Source organism: Vibrio sp. 99-70-13A1 (assembly GCF_013114625.1).
GTDB lineage: Bacteria > Pseudomonadota > Gammaproteobacteria > Enterobacterales > Vibrionaceae > Vibrio.
The window spans coordinates 40,336-62,591 of sequence record NZ_VTXD01000008.1; the positions used below are offsets into that span (position 1 = coordinate 40,336).

Consider the following 22,256-nt stretch of genomic DNA (forward strand, 5'->3'; position numbering starts at 1 on the left):
GAATGGGTCGAAGGCTTCGTTTTATTCTGCCGTTTTAGAGCTTAGAGCTTAGAGCTTAGAGCTTAGAGCTTAGAGCTTAGAGCTTAGAGTTTAGAGCTTAGAGCCAATTAGATATCAGCAACCATCTTCTTCAACAACTTGAGCATTTGCTGCTGCTCTTTTGAGTCTAAAGCACTCAGCAAATCCTCATTCAGTTTTACAGGAATAGGGATCAGCTCTGCTTCAAGCTCTTTGCCTTTTTCTGTTAGATATATACGAAAAGAGCGGCGGCTATTTGGATCTGGTCTGCGTTCAACGAGTGCCAGTTTTTCTAATTTATCTAACGTTCGGGTGGTTGTTGAATTCTCTACTTTTGATTTAGCGGCAATGTCACGCTGAGTGATGCCTTCTTCTTCCCATAGGCACATTAACGTTGGCCATAATGCAATGGTTAGGCCGTGTTTCTTCAATTCTATATCAAAGTCTTTACTTGCTTTGTTAGCAACGACATTGATCATCCAACCAAAGCTATTTTGTCTATCAAACTCTTCTGGCATTTGATTACACCTAGTTCTTACAATGATATTACAACTGTTGTTATCGTAACTAATGCCGGTGCAATAAGCACTATAAATACTTTTCGATTTAATGAAAAAATTAACTGCATAGCATTTTATAAGCCATGCTGACGGCGTTTGATACCACCTTCAATCAATAGTGAAATGGACTGGTATCAATACCATTAAGAGTGAGTGAAAAATATTTTTTGTCTTAGCTGTTACTCAGCGACTGTGACTTTTGTAATCACAATATCTTCACAAGGAACGTCTTCATGTCCCCAGCGAGTGGTAGTCGGAGCAGCTTCAATTTTTCTCACTACATCCATACCTGCGGATACCTTTCCAAACACAGCGTAACCCCAACCAGCATTGGTTGTTGAGGTGTGGTCAAGAAAGTCATTGTCATCTAAGTTAATGAAAAATTGAGCAGTAGCCGAATGAGGGGCATCTGTTCTAGCCATAGCAACAGAACCAATCACGTTTTTTAAACCTCGATTAGCTTCATTAACGATAGGCGCTCTTGTCGGTTTTTCTGTCATATCGATAGTATGACCGCCACCTTGGATCATGAAACCTTCAATCACTCTATGGAATGTTGTTCCCTCATAGAAGCCATCTTGGCAATATTTTAAGAAATTTTTAGCACTCACCGGAGCTTTGTCCAGGTTCAACTCAATTTCAATATCACCAAAGTTTGTCGTCAAAATAATCATAGTATTTACTGCCTTGAAAATAGTAGGGGGAGTATAAGGAAATTATCTTAAGAAGAGTAGAAGAGTAGAAGAGTAGAAGAGTAGAAGAGTAGAAGAGTAGAAGAGTAGAGCTAAGACAATGAATGAGCAGCTTAGTCTGAAAAGGCACATTACAAAAGAAAAAGGCTTAGCGATTAACTAAGCCTTTGAATGCTGATTCATTGAATCGTTGATTAGATTGACGACTATAGAGTCAGAAGGAAATTAACCAGTTGATTATATTCTTCATAGCTTTTGATGCTGCCTGGTTTCACGATGTACTTGTCATTGACTAATACACCCGGAACACCAGTTAATGTGCTTGCTTTGAACTGCTTGTCGAAACGCTTTTGCATCGAGTTAACTGCAAAACTGTTATAAGCCGCATCAAACTTTTTAGCGTCAATACCAGTATCTAAGAAGATTTGGCGTAGAGCTTCATCATTTCTTGGCGCTTGTTTTAGGTCATGTATTTGCTTAAACATTTCAGGAACCATTGTTTCCTCAGCGTCCAGCGCAATCATCGCAGCGTAAGATTTTGCCATCGGGACAGCCATGTTGCCTCCCATGAATGCTACGTGCACTTTTTCAAAACTTGCGTCTGTAGGTAAACTTTTCTTCATGTTTTCAACAACACCTTCGAACTGATAACAGTGCGGGCAGTAAAATGAGAAAAACTCAGTTACGGTCGAAGTCTTAGCTTTTTCTACATCCAGTACAGAGTAATGTGTGCCTTCTTCGAATTGAGCCGCTTGTGCTGATAGGCTGAGCATTAATGCACTAAAAAGAGTAAATAATTTTTTCATGATGATGTTATTTCCAATAATTAAATCGTCAGTTCTCACGCCATAAGTAGTGGCGTAAATATTTTATGTTGTAGTTGTATTGCTGAGACAAAAATTAGGAAATAGGAGGGCGCAGTAAAGTTTGGCTATTTAAAACAGGTTTTAGCTTAGGTTCACGCTCGATAAGCGCTAAAGATTGAGGCTGGTAGTTGATTGCGTTTGATGCCTTAAATGGTGGCATCTTTAGCTGGCAAACAGAACTACAATTTGTATGTTCGGCTTGCGTAATTTCAGTTTCAGAGTGGGAATCAGGGCAATCTAAGTGAAGTGATTCTGTGCTTGCTAGAGAAGTAACTTGCTGCTGACCATCAAAGAAGTGTGGGCTATCAATAGTGCTTGTGCTTTCAAACGAAACTTCAGGTACAAGCATGTTTTCAGTGCTATTTGATGCAGCAAAAGAGCTATTTGCTAACAACATAGCAAACAACATAAAAGCATGTATCCAAATTTTATTAAGCAATTTAGGCATGAATTTTCGCAATTTAATTAAACAACCACTCTATCTGTTTGCATCATACATCACCAAGGGCGACACGCCAATTGAGTTTATCTATTCAGCTAACTAAGCGTTACTCACCGTTTTCGTTAAACATATGTATGCTTCCACGTTCCATATTTTTTGCATAGAAAAGTGCTTTATCCGCAATAGCGATGAATTGCTCAATAGTGACGTTGCTGTGGATTATATTACGGTGCATGAGCCCAATGGTTATCGATAAAACATCACTAACCGTTGAATCAATATTAGGGATTTGTAGGGATTGAATTTTTGACAGTAAATCTTGAGCGTATGCTTGTGCTTCTTCTTTGCTTAGTTCAGGCATGAAAACGAGAAATTCATCGCCGCCAAAACGGAAGCATTCGCCTTTTCTGTTTTGTCCCCAGTTCTGAATGGCACTTGCGATGTTTTTTAAGGCTTGATCGCCTTGTAAATGTCCATACCGATCATTGAGATTTTTAAAACAATCGATATCTATCATGAACAAAGCCGCGCTTTTTTTGTTTTTAATGGTGGTATTAAGTGCGGTAGGAAGAAGTTTTTCAAGCGCAAATCGATTGTAGACTTGGGTTAAATGATCCGTATAGGTTTGTTTTTCTAAAGCCAGTTGCTGCTCGGCTAGTTGACATTGAGCCACTTTGTATTCAGTGATATTTCGAACTGTCCACAAGACATGATTTTGTGCAAGAGGGACTACAAACGCATTGAAGTACTGTAGACCAGAGGGACCATCCATGCCTTTGAAACATGGTAATTGTATAGGGTCTAATTCATATTCTAATTCGTAAGCTTGCTGAGTTCGTAGGACTTGCTGAACAATATCCTCAAACCAACAAGCTTTATCCAAAGGCAAAATTTCTCGAATGTGCATACCTATCACCAAGTTTGGACTATGGTGACGTGTGTGATCTGTTCCACCCCATGCTTCTACATAAAAGCCATCTTTGTTTATTAAAAAAGTTGGCTCTGGCAAAGCATCGAATACTTTGGGTATGACTTCTGGGTGGTTAGTTACGGCCCGGTAAAATACAGAGTTCAAGTTTTCGGGTTCCTGATAAATCCATTAATTAATATAGATATAGCTCATTTCCTCAATTTTAACCGGATATAGCCTGCATATTGATAATGAAGTCCAACTTTTAGGACAGTATTCGGTTATTAGAAAAAGAGTGGTATGAAGGAACAGCATTCTTTTTTGAGGCGTTTTAATTACGCCGTTTAATTCGGGTGGCTAATAGGGTAGATAAAGACTATTGCTTTGAATCGTGACCTACGTGTCATAGAATCAATACACCTATGGTTTATGTCGGTTCTCATATTCACCAGACTTGGATGGTCAGTGTGAATAGTTAGGAACGACATGTATTCATGATTGGTTAAGTGGCTTTGTTTAAAGCAAATCGATGATGTAGCCGAAGATTATATTGAAGAGTAGTGAGAATTAATGAGCAGTATTATAGAGTGTATTCGTACTGTTGGACGTGGAGAAAGAGGGCGTAAGCCTTTATCGTTCGACCAAGCTTATCGAGTCATGGATGAGTATTTAAGCGGGCAAGTTGGTGATGACCAAATGGCGATGCTACTCATGCTGATTCGCGTACAAAATGAAACTAATGAAGAAATTGCTGGGTTTGTTAAAGCCTTCCAATCACGAGTTCCAGATCTTGGTGCTGATATCGATTGGCCGTGTTACGCAGGTAAGCGAAATGACAAAAGTAGCGGTAAGCCATGGAATTTATTAGCGGCTAAAATCTTGTCTGAACAGGGCTATAAAATTCTAATGCACGGTTATATGGATAAGCCAAGCGGGCGAGAGCACGTTGAAACTTACCTTAAATCACTCAATGTACGAAGCGCTGAAAGCCCAGAAGATGCAAAAGCGATAATGGAAGCTGATAGCATTGCTTATCTACCCTTGGCTAACTTTGCACCTGAAGCAAGGACGATGATCAGCTGGAAAAATCGCTATGGTCTTCGTACTCCCATTAATACTGTAGTTCGAGCACTAAACCCTGGTGGCGGTCGTTTAGGGTTAAGAGGTAGCTTTCACCCTGGTTTTCCGCAATTACACGCTGAAGTGGAGCATGTGATTGGAAATAAATCGCACTCGGTTATCTCATTCAAAGGGCAATCAGGCGAGTCTGAATACAACCCTAAAGTGAGCCAAACAGTGTGGATGAGTACGCCTGAAAAAGTGGAATCATTCTATTGGGAAGGCTCAATGAATGTTGAGTTACCAACGCCTAAAGAATGTGTATTAGGCACGCCTGATGATGAAATAGAACTCATGGCAAACAGCGTTGTGGACACCATGACTGCGATTCTATTTGCAGAAAAGCATAATAAAGAAGAAGCCTATGCTTTGGCTCTACAGTACTGGAAGCAATACTGCGCAGCTTGATAGCTTGATAGCTTGATAGCTTGATAGCTTGATAGCTTGATAGCTTGATAGCTTGATAGCTTGATAGCTTGATAGCATGAGTTTGAAAATAGAATGCTCAGAGCTCTATATCCTGTATTTTGAATATGCACTAAAAAGGTCAGCAATTTTGCTGACCTTTTGTATTCTATAGCGAAACTATTTGCGCCAATATTTTTAGCTCGGCTTTGTCATACATACAAATCTTACCCCGCTAACTAATTATCGGTGACCTAAAAAATTATCGACGGTAGTAAAGAGAGATTCGGTTTCCGTCTATCTCCTGTACTTTGAATGGAATCTCATAGATTTCATTCAATACATCTTCTTGAATCACTTCCGCTACCGTGCCGCTTTTTATTACTTCACCAAACTTCATCGCAACAATATTATCTGAATAGCTAGAAGCAAAGTTAATGTCATGGATAACGATTACGACGGCTTTGTTGTGTTTATCAGCCAGCTTCTTCAATGTCGCCATAATATCGACAGAGTGCTTAATATCGAGGTTATTTAGCGGCTCATCTAGGAAAATGTAGTCAGTATCTTGCGCGACAACCATCGCGATAAATGCCATTTGTCTTTGACCACCAGAAAGTTGGTCAATGTAGCTGTCTTGTAATTCCGAGATGTCGAGATGGAAAAGAGCTCGGTCAATAATGCTGTTATCTTCGTTTGTGAGCCGCCCCTGAGAATAAGGGAAACGACCGAAAGCAACCAGTTCACGCACAGTAAACCGCATGTTGATGTTGTTTGACTGCCTCAACACCGACAAGCGTTTTGCCAGATCTGCACTGCTCCATTGCTCTAATGGTTTATTACCGATGATAACTTGCCCTGCATCACTTTCAGTTAACTGGCTTGCCATAGAAAGTAAGGTGCTTTTTCCGGCACCATTCGGGCCAATGATACTCGTTACTTTTCCTTGAGGAAAAAGCGCATCTGCGTTTTTAACCACATATTTATCATTGTATTTTTTGCTTAGTCCGCTAATTTCAATCACGAGAGTAGACCTTAATCAAATTTGTATTTCATCAGTAAAAATAGGAAGTAACCGCCACCAAGGAAGTTGATAATCACGCTGATAGTGGTATCGAAATCAAAAAGGTTCTCTACTATCCATTGTCCGCCTGCAAGCAAAACAATGGAAAGAATGGCACTCGCAAGAATTAAGAATCGATGATGGAAGTTGCTGAATAACTGGCGTGTTAGAGCCACAACAATAAGACCGAAGAACAAAACGGGTCCGATTAAAGCGGTGGATATGGAGATCATCACAGTGATAACGAACATGACTTGCATAGTTAATTTATGAGTATCAACGCCTAAGCTTTTTGCGTTATCAACCCCTAGCCACATCACATCAAGCTTATTGGCTAGTGTGAATAAGTAAGCACAGCAAGCAAGCAGCGGAATCGTACACCAGTAAACAAGCTCAGCATTGATATTATTGAAGCTGGCGAACATTGAACCTTGAATGTAAGTGAATTCATCTGGGTCAATGACCATAGTAAAGAAGCTAGTTACGCTGCTAAATAAACTGCTCAAAACCACTCCGATTAACAACAAGGTGAAGATATTTCGCTGTTTGCCTTTGAAGTAAAAGTGGAAGAGGGTCATAGCACATACGATCATGACGCTCGTTGCTAGCAGGAAGTTTACTTTCGTATCAATAATGATTGCGCTAAAGCCCCCGAACGCGGCGACTAATAGCACTTGGATCATCACATAAAGCGAGTCAAAACCTAATATCGAAGGGGTAAGAATTCGGTTTGTTGTAATCGTCTGGAAAATCAAAGACGACGATGCGATAGCCATGGCTGAGAGCACGATAGCCAAAACTTTAGGGATACGACGAGATAAGAAAAATTGGTAATTATCCGCAGTGAGCCCCTGACCTAGAAAGACCGCACAAATTACGAAAGCAACAATGCCTAGACAAATAAGTTTGTTTGAATCACGCATTCGACTTATCTCTCATGATTAAGTAAATGAACACGGCACCGCCTAAGATACTGATGATCATAGAAATAGGGATTTCGTAAGGGAAGATAATAATTCGACCTAATATATCGCAGGCTAAAACTAAAATGACGCCAGTGTAGGCGGTCCAAGGCAGGTTTCTACGCATATTGTCACCAATAAATAGGGAGACAATATTTGGCACAATTAAGCCTAAAAATGGAATCATACCCACAATCATCACAACCGATGAGGATAATACGGCGACTAAAATTACACCAATAAGCACGATGCGTTGATAATTCAAGCCAATGTTTTTAGCAAAACTTTCACCGACGCTAGCAGCGCTGAAGCGATTTGCGTAAGCGTAAGCCAACACTGAAGCGGGAAGGGCAATATAAAGAAACTCATAGTTACCGCGCAAAACAGAGGCAAAGTTTGCAACCGTCCAAGAACCTAGGGTTTGTACTAAATCGTACTTATAGGCGATGAATGTCGTCATTGAGGAAACAACGTTGCCATACATGATGCCAATTAGCGGCACCATAACGGTGCTTTTGAATTTTAAGCGTTGCAAAAAGCGTACGAATACAACAGTACCGAAAACGGAAAATGCAAATATGGTCAGTAAGTGAACCCAACTGCTCATTCCAGAGAAGGCAATTAAAGCAACGATGTAGCCCAACATAGCCCAATCAATGGTGCCTGTTGTTGAAGGTGCGGCAAATCGGTTTTGAACGATCTGCTGCATTATCAACCCAGCAATACTTAAACCTGCACCAGCAAGAATGATTGCCAGTAAACGAGGTAAACGGCTGGTGAATAAAATATTGATTGAGTGACTATCGCCAGAAAGGATTCCAGACAAAGAAACGTTGGCCGCGCCCACTAAAAGTGATCCGCAAGCGAGGACAAGCAAAGCTAAAAAAGCAAATAGGTGTGATAATTTCATGTGTTCTTAAATAACGGCAGCTTCCGCTTAGTGGTAGTTGTACGGTTTATAATGAAAAACTTGGCGACTGAGTAAGCTTCAATCGCCAAGTGTTTTGAATATTTGGAACTTTGAAAATAGTGTGTGGTTAAATCTCTATTTAATAGAGTTATTTAAATCATCCATCATCACTTTTAGAGATTGGTAGCCACCAGCCGCTAAGTACCAAGCTGCAGGGTCAAGGTAGGTAATACGCTCGTTTTTCGCAGCTGGCGTTGATGAAACAAGAGAATTATCAAACAATTGCTTAGCTTGACCACTTGCTTTACCAATCGCTTGGTCGCGGTCTAGGATAAATAGAACATCAGGCTTTGCATCGGCAATGTATTCAAAAGAAATTAGGTTACCGTGTGTGCGAGTTTCGCTTGCAACATTATCTGAACTTGATGTTTGCATGCCAGCTTCATTGTAAATGAAAGAGAAGCGGCTAATCGGACCAAACATAGTAATGTTGCTACCATTGCTCATTACCGTTAGTGCTTTAGGCTGATCTTCTTTTGTGCGTGCTGCTAGTGCATCAATCTCAGTTTGAATTTCAGAAATTAGAACTTCAGCGCGTTCTTCTTTATCAAAAATCTCACCTAATGTACGCCAGTGTTGTTCTGTCGTATCCCAGTAATTTTTTGAATCGATTTGGAACATATAAGTGGGAGCGATATCGGCAAGGTCTGGATAGAGTTTAGCCATGCGCCCTTCAGCAATGATCAAATCAGGTTTTAGTGTAAATAGTGTCTCGTAGTTGGCTTCTTGTAAGCTACCAGTATTGATGTACTTATCTGATTTGTATTTGCTTAACGTTTCAGGAAGTAAGTTCTTAGGCATAGCAATTGGGTCAACACCCAGAGCGTCTACAAAATCTAAGCTACCAAAACCTAATACCACTACACGTTGTGGCACATTATTGATTTCGATGGTTCCCATGCTGTGCTCGTAGGTTTTTGCAAATACAGAAGCAGAAGAAAGGGCGATTAAAGACGCAGTAAACGCCAATTTGTTAAAAATTTTAGTAAGCATTCAAGAACCTAAGCAGATGAAATTGATCTATATCAAATAAGAATAGTTATTAATTGCGTTTACGTTATCATAGGTTCACTATGCGTCAATTGCATTTCTGTAATAGTGGGTATTCTAAAAATGAATCCATCTCAGGTTGACTTAAATCTTTTAGTTATTCTTAAACATCTTCTGGAAGAGAAGCATGTATCCAACACAGCATTGGCACTTGATATTAGCCAGCCAACGGTTAGTCGAACATTGCAAAAATTACGCGGTGTATTCCGAGATGATTTATTAGTTAGAACAGCTTATGGCTATGAACTGACACCTAAAGCAGAATCGATAAAACAAGACTTAAATTCCGTGTTAGCGAGCCTTGAAAAGCTAGTCCATGGAGATAATTTCGAACCTTTAGAAAGCCAAAATACGGTTCGATTTTTTGGATTAGTGCCTCAGATTACTCATCTTATGCCTAAGATAGTGGAAAAGATAAGACATCAAGCACCAGGCATGATTGTGGATATTGACTCAATCCCTAAAAGACCTTTCGAAACATTGTTATCTGGTGATGCTCATTTTGTGCTCTCTACCCATGAACCACTTAGCTCTGAACAAAACTTATATAGGATGTTTGTGGTCAGCCGAGATTACCGTTTATTGATGAGTAAAGACCATCCTCTTGCGGATAAAGAAATCACGGTGAACGATTTATTAGTCAGCCCATTTGGTCAAATCTCTTTGCAGGGCGACAAAAAACTCTCAATAGAAGGGCGCTTTAAAAAGCTTGGGCTAATCGATAAAAACCAAACTTTGTCTGTGCCTATTCAGCTTTCGAATTTTAATGTTGCTCCTGCAATCGCTGAAACGACCAATGTTATTTTTCACCTTCCTACACCATTTGCAGAACAAGCCGCCGAACATAGAAATCTTGTATGTAAAAGAGTGCCGAAAGCGTTGCGTCACCCGTCTGAAGATGTATACCTTTATTGGCATAAACGATTTCATAATGATCCTATGTGCCAGTGGATCCGCACGTTGTTCAAAGAAACGTATTCATAATGTGAATAACAGTGAGTGAATATTAACAATAAAAATTATTCAAAAAGTGAATAGTGGTAATTACTTTTTGATATGAACATTTTATTGATATGACGGTTGGTTAAATATTTAATGCAAACCATTATCATTACCAACCTCATTAAGATTAAATTATGCCAAGGAATTCACAGTTCAACCGCAGCCCACTTTCTGTAGCTGTTGCAGTTATTTGCTCTACATTATCCTTTAGCGCTTTAGCTGAACAAAGTGAAGTTGTGACCGACGAGCAAATGGTCGTAACGGCAACGCGTACAGAAATGGCGCTTAAGCAAGCACCTACATCAATGTCTGTCATCACAGCGGAAGACATTGAAAATAGCCCAGGTATTACTCTGGCGGATATTGTTGGTGAAGCGACCAGTGTTGAATCTGATTTCGATAGCACTCGTGCTGGTCGTCAGATGATTTCTATCCGTGGTATGGATTCCGACTACACCTTGATTATGGTGAATGGTCGACGTTTGAGTTCGGCAAGTGCGATCATTCGAGGCAATGACTTTGATCTTTCTACCATCCCCGCTGAGTCTATTGAGCGTGTTGAGATCATTCGTGGTCCAATGTCAGCCCTTTACGGTTCAGATGGTATGGGCGGTACAATAAACATCATCACTAAAGCACCATCAAACGAGTGGCGTTCAACACTCAGCATGGACAACTCTACACCAGGTGATGGCAATGGTGGTCAAGAGTATTCAGTGGGCTTAACGTCTTCAGGCTCATTAATTGAAGATGAGCTTTTTGCACGCTTTTCTGTGAACCAAACAACGCGTGATGCATGGCAGCCATATACTGGTCAGCATAGTAATGGTTATGACCGTGAAGATGTAACGGCGCTAGAAGGGCGAGATACAATCAGCCTGTTCGGTACTTTATCTTGGAACGTAACTGACGACCAAACTATCGATTTGGACTTAGGGTACAGTGATGACCAACGTGATAGCGTGGCAGAACATGCAACGGGCGTTAATATCACCAACTCGAATGTTAAGCGTAATAGCCAAGCATTAACTCATAATGGCTTTTGGTCGTGGGGTGACACGCAAGTACGTTATTCTCGTGAAAATGTTGTCGACAAAAATGCGGCAGACGTAGGTAGCTCTACTCGTGACGTTGAAGAGTTAACTCAAATATTTGAAGCCTCAGCAACGGCTGATCTTGGTTCTTATCACACTCTGACGTTTGGTATGGACTACCAATTAAGTGAACTAACGAATGAAGAAAATATTCAAGGTGCACCAGCAGAAGCTTACCAAGGTGCGTTGTTCATTCAAGATCAATGGCTTATGACCGAGCAACTAACAGCAACATTGGGTGGTCGTTTAGACAAGCATGAGAAGTATGGTGAAGAGTTTAGCCCGCGAGTATACCTAGTACACCAAACGACGGATGACCTAATTATTAAAGGTGGTGTGGGCAAAGCATTTAAAGCCCCAACTTTGACTCAAAACCATGCTGATTACACCGTGTCTAGTTGTAAAGGCTGGTGTGACATTGTTGGTAATGAAGACTTAAACCCTGAAACAAGCTGGAACTATGAGTTAGCAGCCGCTTACAGCCAACAACGTTGGAATGTGGAAGGTGCAATCTTCAGAAACGAAGTTGAAAACTTAATTGACCGTGGTGACACTACGTGTGAGCTAGGCGGTACTTGGGGCGGCAATGGTGTAGGTTGTGTTGATAACAACGGCAACTTCATTAGTAACGGTAGCCGTACTTATGTGAATGTGGCTGAAGCTGTTATTCAAGGTGCTGAAATTGCTGGTCAAATCAGTATTACAGAACAATGGGACTTATCTGCAAACTACACGTACTTAGATACTGAAGATAAATCAACAGGTGAAGAGCTACTTGAAAGATACAAGCACTCTGGTCTAGTTAAAGTGAACTGGAATCCAACATATGAACTAAGCACATTCTTGAGCGCTCGATACCGTGGTGAACGTAAGATAGAAGATAATTTATATCAAGATGCTTACACGACTCTGGATTTCGGTACGGTTTATTACGTGAATGATTCAGTAAGATTACGTGCTGGTATCACCAACCTTACCGATGAAGCCGTTTCGCAAGAATTAGAAAATCTTGGTTATGTAGAAGCGCCACGTACTTACTATGTCGGTATGACTGCTGACTTCTAAGTCATAGAGTCTGTATTCTTCAATGTATGAATAGTCATTAACTGAATGTCTATGTCGTAAGTTGATATCTAAATCACTAAATAGCTAAATCGCCCATACGCTTGCAAAGTTATACTTTGGATTGTGTGGGCTTTTTTATGCTTGCTCGTAAATTTACAAGTTGGTTTAGCCAACAAATGCCGCAAAATCAATTTCTTGAATCTTCTGATATTTAGCGAGCTTAATCTTCTTATTATCATTAGCAGCGCAGTTTATGGCGATACTCGTCATACTCTCAATATCCGCAATGTTGTCAGACATTAAAGCCTTCTCTTCCCCATTGATATTAGCAGTCACGATACTGTCGACGCCGTTCTCACGTTCATAGATAAAAGCGTAAGTGATGTTGTGGTGTGGCATAAAAACCTAAAACATAAGCTAAATAATAATTGGCAGTAGGGTACCAAAATGAAGTTAGCCCGCTAGGGTTCGAAAGTAAGGCTATGTAAGAGCTTGCTATTAGAGCAACTCACTCAATTATTTACAAAGCTACAAAGCTACAAAGCTACAAAGCTACAAAGCTACAAAGAACGCAATTACCTGCAGGATGTCGAATTCTAGTGAGTGAAAGGCTTATCAAATGGTGTTGATGAACTGAATTTTGGCTTTTACCCGGTTTTTTGAAAGAGTTAGAGCGTACGTTTTTATTGATTAGTGAAGTGAAAATATGGCTCAAGACCTTTATTGCTCTAGCTTGTCGTGCTTGGAAGGTTTTACCTATTAATAAAATTGTTTAAATCCATTTAGTAAAATCAAGATTTTAGACAACAATTAACCTATAGGAAAAATTAAATTCAAAGAAAGTTTAGGGAGTAAGTTATGGAATCATTAAAAGTTAAAGACTATATGACTCAACAAGCCGTGACATTTAAAGCCAATATGCCATTAAGCTTAGCTTTGGACAAAGTGATGAAAAGTGCTCATATGGGTGGACCTGTTATCAATGAGAATGAAGAAGTCATCGGATTTTTGTCTGAGCAGGATCTGTTAGATAAGCTAGTAAAAGTGAGTTACTTTTGTCAAGACACGCACCTAGTTGGTGACTGTATGCACCCTGATGTGCTGTCGGTGTCACCAGACCTACCTATTATCGAACTCGCTGATCTAATGAAAGTCGGTAAACCTAAAGCTTATCCAGTTATTGATAATAAAAAGCTGGTGGGGATAATTACCCGAACAGACGTATTACGCGCAATTGGCAAAACACTAGATGATTGTTTTAAGCACCCAGTATAATACATTGTAACAAGTTGTGATTTTGACTATATTTCTCTGACGATAAAGGCGCATTAGCGCCTTTTTTATTTGATTTTTATAAATAAGTGTAAGTAAGGGGTACAAATGACGAATCAAACCGCCAAGTTTGTTGAAGGCTCGACAATGCGTCATATCTTAGTGATGTCGGGTGCTGGCTCTGTTGGTTTAATGGCGTTATTTGTAGTCGATCTATTAGACATGCTGTTTATCAGTATGTTGGGGCAAGTTGAATTAGCTGCAGCCGTCGGGTTCGCCGGTACCCTTACTTTCTTTTCTACTTCGGTATCCATCGGTACTTCAATTGCGATGGGAGCCTTGGTTTCTAAGGCTATTGGTGCTAAAGACCGTGAACACGCTCGGCACTTGAGCAGCAGCATATTGGTGACGGCTTTTGCCATTAGTGCAATGATCACTGCGGTTATGTATGCCCATATTCCTGAATTGCTTGCTGCGATTGGAGCTAAAGGCTTAGCGGCAGAACGGGCAGCAGCATATTTACAGATCTTATTACCGAGTGGCCCTTTTCTTGCTCTTGGTATGGCAGCTGGTGCTGGTTTAAGAGCAGCGGGTGACGCTAAGCGTTCAATGTGGGCAACTTTATCTGGCGGGATAGTCAACGCCATTCTTGATCCTTTATTCATTTTTGGTTTCGGCTGGAATATTGAAGGGGCGGCAATTGCATCCGTTATTGCTCGGTTTGCGGTTTTATTCTTTTCTATTTACCCATTAATTCGTGACCATGATCTGGTCGCTTCACCGACTTACCAAGCGTGGCGTAGCAACCTAAGAGTTATTTTAGCCATTGCTTTACCTGCCATTATTACTAATGCTGCGACTCCAATTGGCAATGCGATAGTGACTACCGGTATTGCTCAATATGGTGAAGATTTCGTCGCTGGTTTTGCGGTTATTGGGCGTCTAACGCCTGTTTGTTTTGCGGTTATTTTTGCCTTGTCTGGCGCCGTAGGACCGATCATTGGGCAAAATTTTGGAGCGGGCAGAACCGATAGGGTTAAAGAAACATTAAACAACTCATTATTGGTGACCACTGTCTATACGATCATCGTATGTACCATTCTATATTTCGTTCAAGACTACATTATTTTAGGTTTCAGCCTAGAAGGGGACGCAGCCATAATTGTTGGCGCATTTTGTACTTATATTGCGATTACCTTTATTTTCAACGGAGCGCTATTCGTTGCAAACACCTCTTTCAATAACTTAGGTAAACCTCTTTACTCGACGGCATTAAACTTAAGTAAGGCGACCTTAGGGACTTTGCCTTTTGTTTACTTTGGATCTGAGTGGTACGGGGCATTGGGTGTGGTATATGGACAAGCGATAGGGAATATTTTATTCGGTCTGATTGCTATCGTTGTATTACGACTCCACATTGCTGAACTGACAGCGGGCTCTAAAGTGGAGATAGAAGAAGAGGATGTTTCTATTGTGAGTTTAAACACACAACCTTTTTGTTCTCATGATGCGGTTTTAATTGATGATGTTTCAACAAACAGAGATGAAACCGCAGTAACCAAATAATTTTCATCATTTATCTATTGACCTTGGAGTTACCTCCAAGGTTTATACTTTCTGTATTCTTGTAAAGCTGTCGAATTGTTAAAAAACGACAGTCAGGGTATTTAATGTATTAAGGATAAATTTTATGTGCACAAAACATACAGCATGCCGCTCATCCAAAGTGAATGTTCAATCCGTTAGCCATAATCAATGTGCTAACCCTAAAATTCTTAGCATCAGTGCCGAAGGTGGACTTACTGGTAATTCTGAAGAGAGTTGTTGTGCAAGTTCATCATCTGGAGATTCTTGTTGTAGCTCCGACAGTGGAGAAGAAGACAGTCAGCTTTCAAGCCAATCAGTTGCCTCTAAATTTACTCAAAGCTGGAAAGTCAGCGGGATGGATTGCCCCGCTTGTGCTAAAAAAATTGAAACCGCAATTAATAAAATAAGCGGTGTAGCGCATGCAAAAGTTCTCTTTGCAACCGAAAAGTTAGTCGTTCAGTTTAACGATCAAGCCGTTTCAGAAATCATCGAACAAACCGCTTTAAAAACAGGCTTCCCACTAAGTGCTGTTGGTTCGAATTCATCCAATAAAGCGCCTGAGACTTTCTGGGCTGCTTATATTCAACCAAATTTTCAAATCATAGCGATAGCATTTTCCATGCTGGTTGCGGCTGTGATTAAAGGTTCGCTACCTGTCATTAGTGAAGGTCTATTTATATTAACTTGCCTCCTTGGCCTATACCCTGTTGCGAAAAAAGCCGTTCAATTAGCCCGTTCGGGTACTCCGTTTGCTATTGAAACCCTCATGAGCGTTGCAGCTTTAGGTGCGCTTTACCTTGGAGAAACGGTAGAAGCGGCAATGGTGCTGTTGCTGTTTTTGATTGGTGAGAGGCTAGAAGCTTTTGCGTCATCGAGAGCGCGTAGCGGTGTGCAGGCATTAATGGCTTTGGTCCCAGAAAATACTACCAAGATAGTGAATGGTGAACGTATTGATATTGCGGTAAGTGAGTTGGCTCCTGGTGATGTTATTGAAGTTGCTCCTGGCTCTCGTTTACCTGCAGATGGCGCACTAATCACGGATTCTGCTAGCTTTGATGAAAGTGCATTAACAGGTGAATCAGTCCCTGTTGAGCATCTTCAGGGAAATAGCGTGATGGCTGGCGCCGTGGTTGTAGACCAAGTGGTACGCTTAACTATCACTTCAAAACAAGGCGAAAATGCCATTGATCGAATTCTTCATTTGATTGAGGAAGCCGAGTCTCGTAAAGCACCTTTAGAGCGCTTCCTCGATAAGTTCAGCCGCTGGTATACACCGTTAATGATGTTTGTAGCGGTGCTTGTGATAACTATCCCTCCAATGCTTTTTGCTCAACCGTGGGAAACCTGGGTGTACCGAGGCTTAGCGTTACTGTTGATTGCATGCCCTTGTGCTCTTGTGATTTCAACGCCTGCTGCAATTACTTCAGGTTTGGCTGCAGCAGCAAGACGTGGAGCGCTTATTAAAGGTGGAGCCGCTCTAGAGCAGCTTGGAAAAATTGAAACCATTGCATTTGATAAAACAGGCACGCTAACTCAAGGTAAACCTCAAGTAACGAATGTCTATGCCTTTTCTAATTGGGAAGCAGCGGCAATGCTGCGCGTAGTTGGTGCTATTGAAATGGGGTCAACTCATCCACTGGCACAATCTTTAGTTAAAAAAGTTGAAGCCGACGGCATTATTATTCCTGAAGCAGAAGATAAAAAAGCGTTAATCGGAAGTGGCGTTGAAGGTTATGTAGAGGGCGTTAAATACCGTGTTATCTCACCTTCAAAAGTAGAATCAGATCTACCGGATAAAGTTGCTCATCTAGTTGACCAACTCGAGGGAGAAGGGAAAACGGTTGTCGTAGCCTTAGAAGGCGAAGCAAGTTTACTTAATACGATTGGTTTGATCGCATGGCAAGATACTTTAAGAACTGATGCAAAAGAGGCGATTGATAAACTCACAGCGTTAGGCATTGATTCGATAATGCTGACAGGGGATAACCCACGGAGTGCTGCAGCCATCAGTGAGAAAATTGGGATTCAGTTTAAAGCGAGTTTACTCCCTAGTGATAAAGTTTCTTATGTAGAAACGATATCGAAGCAATCACATGTTGCGATGGTAGGTGATGGAATCAATGATGCTCCTGCTATGAAGACGGCTAATGTTGGGATAGCAATGGGCGGAGGTACTGATGTTGCGCTTGAAACCGCCGATTCAGCATTAACGCATAATAGACTTACAGAGTTACCTGTGATGATAGAGCTGTCACGAGCGACGATGAATAACATTCGTCAAAACGTAGCATTGGCTCTTGGCTTAAAAGGTGTGTTCTTGGTGACGAGTTTATTTGGGATTACTGGTCTTTGGGTGGCGGTTTTAGCGGACAGCGGTGCAACGGCACTTGTGACGTTAAATGCACTTCGCTTGCTTCGCTTTAAGCCTAAATCTGAATAGTGGTGATAACGATTGGTCATCGTTAACCGTGACTTTGTTTGCTGACTTGAGTATGTGGTTTCATTTGTTCGATAGCTTCGTTATTTAAATTTTATAGTTATTTGAGCTTGTTAGTTATTTGGATTACACAGTTACTCAGATAATGTGAACTGCATCTTATAAACGCCTTTCGTTGATCATTGCGAAAGGCGTTTTTTGTCTCATTAATATGCAACTTCAATGTCTAAATTGCTGTTTTTTGTGATGCCAACCGATTTTTCTTGAAATGCGATGATACATTACAACGTTCACTGTGATGTTCGTCACTTCATTTGATGTTTGCCTTCGTTAAAGTACACCTGTACCCCATGAATTTATTATGAGCTTAAATAAGGACGAACAACGTCTATAAGCCAAAAGGAGCAAACTATGTCTCAAGCTGTTTTCCACTTAGGTGTTACTGAAGCTGATCTTAACGGTGCTACTCTTGCTATCATCCCTGGTGATCCTGCTCGCGTACAAAAAATTGCAGAAGAAATGGAAAATCCAGTTTTCCTTGCTAGCCACCGTGAGTACACGCTTTACCGCGCTGAACTAGATGGCAAACCTGTTGTTGTATGTTCAACTGGTATCGGCGGTCCATCAACATCTATCGCAGTGGAAGAGTTAGCACAGCTAGGTGTTCGTACTTTCCTTCGAGTTGGTACTACTGGCGCTATTCAACCGCATGTAAATGTGGGTGACATGATTGTTTCGACTGGCTCTGTTCGTCTTGACGGTGCAAGCTTGCACTTTGCTCCAATGGAATTCCCAGCGGTTGCTGACTTTGAAGTTGCGACAGCAATGAAAGCTGCTGTTGATGAGTCTGGCGCGACGGTTCATATGGGTGTTACAGCATCAAGTGATACTTTCTACCCAGGTCAAGAGCGTTACGATACGTTCTCTGGTCGCGTTGTTAAGCGTTTCCAAGGTTCTATGCAAGAATGGCAAGACATGGGTGTTCTAAACTTTGAAATGGAATCTGCAACACTTCTTACAATGTGTGCAAGTTCTGGTCTTAAAGCGGGCTGTGTTGCAGGTGTTATTATCAACCGTACTCAGAAAGAAACGCCTGATCACGAAACACTAAAAGTAACAGAAGCTCGTTCAATCAAAGTGGTTGTAGAAGCTGCTCGTAAAATGCTTTAAGAGTTTAAAATTCTACGGTAGTAAACCCTTGGGTCGAATAACGTAGAATTTTGCTAAAGCGCTAAGTTGATAGATTTTAAAACGCCCGCATGCAATTGCGGGCGTTTTTGTATGCGTTAGGTTTTTCACTAAAGCGTAGCCATAAAAAAGCTAGGTCATTAACCTAGCTTTTTAATTTGTAAATACTTTATCTTAAAATAGCCAGAGAATGAAATTATAACTCTTCGTGCCCACCAGCTGCTGTAAACCAAGCGGCTAAATGCGTTTTAAGGTCTTTCAACTCATCAGGTCCAATTAAGGCTAAGCCTAAGTCTTCCGCACGAGTGATGTCATTGTGACGCAGCGGTCGGAAGCTCACTAGCATTGCACGTGCTTGTAAGCCACCAAGTAAATCGCGAAGTGATTCAAGCTTGTAGAGCGTGTCATCGCCATCATCACGCATGCCTTTCGTCTTACATTCGATAATGTGTAGTTTGTTGTTCACAACAGAAGCTACATCAAGCTCATTTCGAACTTCTCGTTCACCAAGTTGGCGGTAAACTTGAACATTCAAAGAGCGATCTTGAATGGTAGGCAGATCATCTTGAATCTGTTTTACCGTGCTGTGCACTAAGGTTTCAAGCCATTCACCATTAGAGAATCGGCGTGCATCTTCATTTGCGAAGGTCAAAATGCCGTTTTCGTAAGTCGCGATTTCAGCTTCAACAAGATCACTGAGCAACATGTTCAGCTCACGGTAGCCTTGTTGCTTCTCTGAAAGCCCTACATCTAGTCTTTGTTCTTTACGGCAAGTCGTCGCTAAGTAATTCAGTGTTGCTAGCCCAGGACCTAACTCAAGTGCATTACCTGCCCAACGTTCACCAAGCTCATACAACTTTTGGTCTAGTTGCGGGGATAACTCAACATCGCTGAATTCACCACGAGCACCAAAAATGGTTAGGTAGTCATCAATGGTGATGCGGTCTTGTACTTGTGCATCTTCTTTACCATTAGGGTACAACCAGCATAATTTATCGCTGTTTGGTTCAACGACAAAAATCGGCCAGTGGTAGGTACGGAAAACTTCATAGACAGAAAGTAGACGATGACGTAAGCCACAACTAGCATTGAGTTTGACTTCTTCCCCTCTGGCTTTTAAATCTTCAGCGAGTACTTGTACAGACTCTTTGATCGCAGAAGTATTAACCGCAGTTGGGAGTTCAAAAAATTCGCTTGTGATATCACGTTTTGTGAGTACTGAGTGAAGTCTCAAGTACATGTGTTCTTGGGTCTTATCCCCGATAAAGACAATGTGGGTACTGATGGTTCGGTTATCTAAGAGTGGGGTGATCAAGCGAACGGGGTCTTGATCAATAATGCCAACATGCACAGCCATATATATTCCTTAGTGTTGGCTCACTCAAAAGAAAAGAAAACTGGAATAACAGTAAGCCATACTAATCATATAATGACACTTGACCCAAAAAACAAGGGTAACTTCCGATAAAAGTTACCCTTGTTCAATTAGTTATTAACTTTAGCAGTCATTAATAAAGCTGAATTTCAGTGTTTACTGCCCAGTTATTTGTTTCTTAAAGTTTAAATTGGTGGACTAGGTCACCTTGTTGATTCGCCAGTTTTGTCAGGTTTTGGCTTGCTTCAGCAATGGTCGACATCGCTTGATAGCTTTCATCAGCAATCAAATTGATATCTTCAATATTACGTGCAATATCACCTGATGTTTCACTTTGCTCAGCGGCAGCTTGTGAAATGTGAGTACTCATATGGCTAATCTCTAGGATTAAGGCCTGAATCTCTTCCATTGCACTGTTTGCGCTTGAAGCTTGTTGAACTGACATGTCCATATCACTTACGCAACTTTCAATAACCGCACTTGCTGTCTTAGAACTAGATTGTAAGTTGCTAATCATGGTTTCAATTTCAGACGTTGATTTGGTCGTTTTCTGCGCAAGCACTCTAACTTCATCCGCAACTACTGCGAATCCACGTCCTTGCTCCCCTGCACGTGCGGCTTCAATTGCGGCGTTCAATGCAAGTAGGTTAGTTTGCTCTGCAATACCACGGATAACATCAAGAATAGAGCCTATTTGGCTGCTCATCTTTTGAAGTTCATCAACGGCGATAACCGATTCATTTAAACGTGTTTCTAATTGGTTAATCGTACTGATGTTGTTGCTCATTATTTGGCGACCAGAATCTGAAGCTGACTCCACTTGCTGAACCATTGAAAGTGAGCTTTGTGCACTTTGTGCCACTTCTTGCACAGAGTGTGACATTTCAGTCATTGCCGTAGCAACGTTCGCGGTTTGCTCTCGCTGGCTACTCAATTGCGTTTGTGCTTTTGAAGACGTTCTTTGGTTGTTGCTTGCAGTTTCTGTTAAGTCATCTGAAGCATCATTTAGCCTAACCAAAATGTTGCGAAGGTTATCTGCCAAGGTATTGATATGACCGCTTACACGGCTAAATTCGTTGTTATAACGGATATCAATACGTTGAGTCATATCACCTTCAGTTAGCCCCTCTAACGCACTTAGAATGCGCGTTAATGGCTCACGAACACTATGAGCGATGTGGTAACCAATAGCAGCAGCAAAGACAGTAACAATCACACCTATAGTGATCGCTTTAATTAAACCTTGGTCATATACCTCACTTGCTTCGGTAAGAGACTGGCCAAGTTGCTCACTCGCGACGGTATTGAATGAATCTAGCACTGTCATCGCGTTGTCAACTTCAGTCGCTAGGTTACCAATGTTGATGTAAAGCGCTTTTTTCGCTTGAAGGTAATTATTGTGTTTATCGAGTACACCACCTTTCTTACCTACATCTACAGTAAACTGCTCAACAGGTTTATCGAAAACCGTTTTAATCGCAGGAACTTGTGTTGCTAACCCACGGTACGCGTAATTAAGGTGTGCAACTGCCTTTCTATTTTGTTTCACAGCTTTACTTACAAACTCAGTATCTGAACTTGCTAGAGCATCCGAAGTGGTTACTTCCGCATCTTGTAGCTTGATGAAGTAACTTTTCGCCATCACTTTTACAGTAATACTTGATTGATCAGCGACGTACTCCTTCATACCTACGGTTAGTTCAGAATGGAGCCTTTGGAAATCACGAGCAGCTTTCTGTACCAGTGCTTGAGCGGCAAACATAGCCTCATAGTTATTCATTGCTTCAGCGGCTTCAGCGAAGTAACGCTTTTCCATTTCTTTAAGTTGGGTAATGCGTTCAACAAGTTCACTGTTGTTCATGCCCGCCGCTTCAAGTTGGCTGAGAACTTGAGAAAATTCAGCTTTTGATGCAATAAATTCGCTGCGCATGGCAGCCATACGCTCTGCGTTTTGCGTGGTTAAAAAGTCTTTAAATGACTTATCTGCTGAGAGCAATTGAACACTGGTTTGATTAGAAAGCGAAACGAGAGGTAAAGAGGTGGATGAAACACTTTCAAAGTTGGTGTGAATTTGATTCATGCTGCTCATCATGATGGAAATCGTGACTGCAAACATAATGATGATCAGTGTAAAACCCGCGTACATTCGCTTGATCACTGAGCCTTTCATGGCATTCTC

The 22,256-nt window shown here is 41.2% G+C and carries 19 protein-coding genes; 7 read left to right on the top strand and 12 right to left on the bottom strand.

Translation table 11 applies throughout. The features are described 5' to 3' along the window. Positions 1-107 precede the first annotated feature (107 nt). The 5 genes from F0226_RS07815 to F0226_RS07835 form a co-directional block, all read right to left on the bottom strand. Positions 108-536, bottom strand: a complete 429-nt coding sequence (locus tag F0226_RS07815) for a MarR family transcriptional regulator (RefSeq protein WP_171735120.1) — start codon at positions 534-536, stop codon at positions 108-110. Between the two features lie 221 nt (positions 537-757). After that, entirely contained in the window at positions 758-1,252 is a 495-nt protein-coding gene (locus F0226_RS07820; RefSeq protein ID WP_171735121.1) for a peptidylprolyl isomerase, read from the bottom strand. Positions 1,253-1,476: 224 nt separating this feature from the next. Then, the gene (locus F0226_RS07825; protein ID WP_171735122.1) at positions 1,477-2,076 is read right to left on the bottom strand and encodes a thiol:disulfide interchange protein DsbA/DsbL; all 600 of its coding nucleotides are present in this window, start codon (positions 2,074-2,076) and stop codon (positions 1,477-1,479) included. Positions 2,077-2,170: 94 nt separating this feature from the next. Beyond that, positions 2,171-2,584: a hypothetical protein gene (locus F0226_RS07830; protein ID WP_171735123.1), complete on the bottom strand. Its 414-nt coding sequence runs from the start codon at positions 2,582-2,584 to the stop codon at positions 2,171-2,173. 100 nt (positions 2,585-2,684) lie between these two features. Continuing rightward, positions 2,685-3,653 carry a sensor domain-containing diguanylate cyclase gene (locus F0226_RS07835; RefSeq protein ID WP_171735124.1) on the bottom strand — a complete coding sequence of 323 codons (969 nt, stop codon included), beginning with the start codon at positions 3,651-3,653 and terminating at the stop codon, positions 2,685-2,687. 405 nt (positions 3,654-4,058) lie between these two features. On the opposite strand from F0226_RS07835, the gene F0226_RS07840 reads away from it, so the two are divergent. Next, positions 4,059-5,015 carry a glycosyl transferase family protein gene (locus F0226_RS07840; RefSeq protein ID WP_171735125.1) on the top strand — a complete coding sequence of 319 codons (957 nt, stop codon included), beginning with the start codon at positions 4,059-4,061 and terminating at the stop codon, positions 5,013-5,015. Positions 5,016-5,274: 259 nt separating this feature from the next. Here F0226_RS07840 and F0226_RS07845 read toward each other — a convergent pair whose 3' ends face one another. From F0226_RS07845 to F0226_RS07860, 4 genes are all read right to left on the bottom strand, one after another. Next, entirely contained in the window at positions 5,275-6,036 is a 762-nt protein-coding gene (locus tag F0226_RS07845) for an ATP-binding cassette domain-containing protein (RefSeq protein ID WP_171735126.1), read from the bottom strand. An 11-nt stretch (positions 6,037-6,047) separates the two neighbouring features. Next, positions 6,048-6,998, bottom strand: coding sequence for an iron chelate uptake ABC transporter family permease subunit (locus tag F0226_RS07850; RefSeq protein ID WP_171735127.1), 951 nt, complete (start codon positions 6,996-6,998; stop codon positions 6,048-6,050). Beyond that, a complete protein-coding gene (locus tag F0226_RS07855; protein ID WP_171735128.1) occupies positions 6,991-7,947 on the bottom strand; it encodes an ABC transporter permease in 957 nt (318 codons plus the stop codon). The genes F0226_RS07850 and F0226_RS07855 overlap by 8 nt, the downstream gene beginning before the upstream one ends. A gap of 135 nt (positions 7,948-8,082) precedes the next feature. Further along, complete coding sequence (locus tag F0226_RS07860; RefSeq protein WP_171735129.1) at positions 8,083-9,000, bottom strand: ABC transporter substrate-binding protein; 918 nt, start codon at positions 8,998-9,000, stop codon at positions 8,083-8,085. Between the two features lie 120 nt (positions 9,001-9,120). Between F0226_RS07860 and F0226_RS07865 the strand changes: the two genes are divergently transcribed. Next, positions 9,121-10,041, top strand: a complete 921-nt coding sequence (locus F0226_RS07865; RefSeq protein ID WP_171735130.1) for a LysR family transcriptional regulator — start codon at positions 9,121-9,123, stop codon at positions 10,039-10,041. 152 nt (positions 10,042-10,193) lie between these two features. Further along, positions 10,194-12,218: a TonB-dependent receptor gene (locus tag F0226_RS07870; RefSeq protein ID WP_171735131.1), complete on the top strand. Its 2,025-nt coding sequence runs from the start codon at positions 10,194-10,196 to the stop codon at positions 12,216-12,218. A 165-nt stretch (positions 12,219-12,383) separates the two neighbouring features. On the opposite strand, the gene F0226_RS07875 is transcribed toward F0226_RS07870, so the two are convergent. Continuing rightward, entirely contained in the window at positions 12,384-12,617 is a 234-nt protein-coding gene (locus F0226_RS07875) for a hypothetical protein (RefSeq protein WP_171735132.1), read from the bottom strand. Positions 12,618-13,076: 459 nt separating this feature from the next. Here F0226_RS07875 and F0226_RS07880 point away from each other — a divergent pair, with 459 nt between their 5' ends. The 4 genes from F0226_RS07880 to udp all read left to right on the top strand — a co-directional run bounded on the left by F0226_RS07880 (position 13,077) and on the right by udp (position 18,684). After that, a complete protein-coding gene (locus F0226_RS07880; protein WP_171735133.1) occupies positions 13,077-13,493 on the top strand; it encodes a CBS domain-containing protein in 417 nt (138 codons plus the stop codon). Between the two features lie 105 nt (positions 13,494-13,598). After that, positions 13,599-15,056 carry an MATE family efflux transporter gene (locus F0226_RS07885; protein ID WP_171735134.1) on the top strand — a complete coding sequence of 486 codons (1,458 nt, stop codon included), beginning with the start codon at positions 13,599-13,601 and terminating at the stop codon, positions 15,054-15,056. 124 nt (positions 15,057-15,180) lie between these two features. Continuing rightward, positions 15,181-17,517 carry a zinc/cadmium/mercury/lead-transporting ATPase gene (locus F0226_RS07890; RefSeq protein WP_171735135.1) on the top strand — a complete coding sequence of 779 codons (2,337 nt, stop codon included), beginning with the start codon at positions 15,181-15,183 and terminating at the stop codon, positions 17,515-17,517. A gap of 408 nt (positions 17,518-17,925) precedes the next feature. Next, complete coding sequence (gene udp, locus F0226_RS07895; RefSeq protein ID WP_004736272.1) at positions 17,926-18,684, top strand: uridine phosphorylase; 759 nt, start codon at positions 17,926-17,928, stop codon at positions 18,682-18,684. 214 nt (positions 18,685-18,898) lie between these two features. Here udp and F0226_RS07900 read toward each other — a convergent pair whose 3' ends face one another. After that, positions 18,899-20,059, bottom strand: a complete 1,161-nt coding sequence (locus F0226_RS07900; protein ID WP_171735136.1) for a DUF1887 family protein — start codon at positions 20,057-20,059, stop codon at positions 18,899-18,901. Between the two features lie 196 nt (positions 20,060-20,255). Beyond that, positions 20,256-22,247, bottom strand: a complete 1,992-nt coding sequence (locus tag F0226_RS07905; protein ID WP_171735137.1) for a methyl-accepting chemotaxis protein — start codon at positions 22,245-22,247, stop codon at positions 20,256-20,258. Between the last annotated feature and the right edge of the window lie 9 nt (positions 22,248-22,256).

Excerpts from the sequence above, each read along its gene's own strand:
- F0226_RS07815 (WP_171735120.1), bottom strand. The coding sequence starts at position 536 with ATGCCAGAAGAGTTTGATAGACAAAATAGCTTTGGTTGGATGATCAAT.
- F0226_RS07820 (WP_171735121.1), bottom strand. The coding sequence starts at position 1,252 with ATGATTATTTTGACGACAAACTTTGGTGATATTGAAATTGAGTTGAAC.
- F0226_RS07825 (WP_171735122.1), bottom strand. The coding sequence starts at position 2,076 with ATGAAAAAATTATTTACTCTTTTTAGTGCATTAATGCTCAGCCTATCA.
- F0226_RS07830 (WP_171735123.1), bottom strand. The coding sequence starts at position 2,584 with ATGCCTAAATTGCTTAATAAAATTTGGATACATGCTTTTATGTTGTTT.
- F0226_RS07840 (WP_171735125.1), top strand. The coding sequence starts at position 4,059 with ATGAGCAGTATTATAGAGTGTATTCGTACTGTTGGACGTGGAGAAAGA.
- F0226_RS07850 (WP_171735127.1), bottom strand. The coding sequence starts at position 6,998 with ATGCGTGATTCAAACAAACTTATTTGTCTAGGCATTGTTGCTTTCGTA.
- F0226_RS07855 (WP_171735128.1), bottom strand. The coding sequence starts at position 7,947 with ATGAAATTATCACACCTATTTGCTTTTTTAGCTTTGCTTGTCCTCGCT.
- F0226_RS07860 (WP_171735129.1), bottom strand. The coding sequence starts at position 9,000 with ATGCTTACTAAAATTTTTAACAAATTGGCGTTTACTGCGTCTTTAATC.
- F0226_RS07865 (WP_171735130.1), top strand. The coding sequence starts at position 9,121 with ATGAATCCATCTCAGGTTGACTTAAATCTTTTAGTTATTCTTAAACAT.
- F0226_RS07870 (WP_171735131.1), top strand. The coding sequence starts at position 10,194 with ATGCCAAGGAATTCACAGTTCAACCGCAGCCCACTTTCTGTAGCTGTT.
- F0226_RS07875 (WP_171735132.1), bottom strand. The coding sequence starts at position 12,617 with ATGCCACACCACAACATCACTTACGCTTTTATCTATGAACGTGAGAAC.
- F0226_RS07880 (WP_171735133.1), top strand. The coding sequence starts at position 13,077 with ATGGAATCATTAAAAGTTAAAGACTATATGACTCAACAAGCCGTGACA.
- F0226_RS07885 (WP_171735134.1), top strand. The coding sequence starts at position 13,599 with ATGACGAATCAAACCGCCAAGTTTGTTGAAGGCTCGACAATGCGTCAT.
- F0226_RS07890 (WP_171735135.1), top strand. The coding sequence starts at position 15,181 with ATGTGCACAAAACATACAGCATGCCGCTCATCCAAAGTGAATGTTCAA.
- udp (WP_004736272.1), top strand. The coding sequence starts at position 17,926 with ATGTCTCAAGCTGTTTTCCACTTAGGTGTTACTGAAGCTGATCTTAAC.
- F0226_RS07900 (WP_171735136.1), bottom strand. The coding sequence starts at position 20,059 with ATGGCTGTGCATGTTGGCATTATTGATCAAGACCCCGTTCGCTTGATC.
- F0226_RS07905 (WP_171735137.1), bottom strand. The coding sequence starts at position 22,247 with ATGAAAGGCTCAGTGATCAAGCGAATGTACGCGGGTTTTACACTGATC.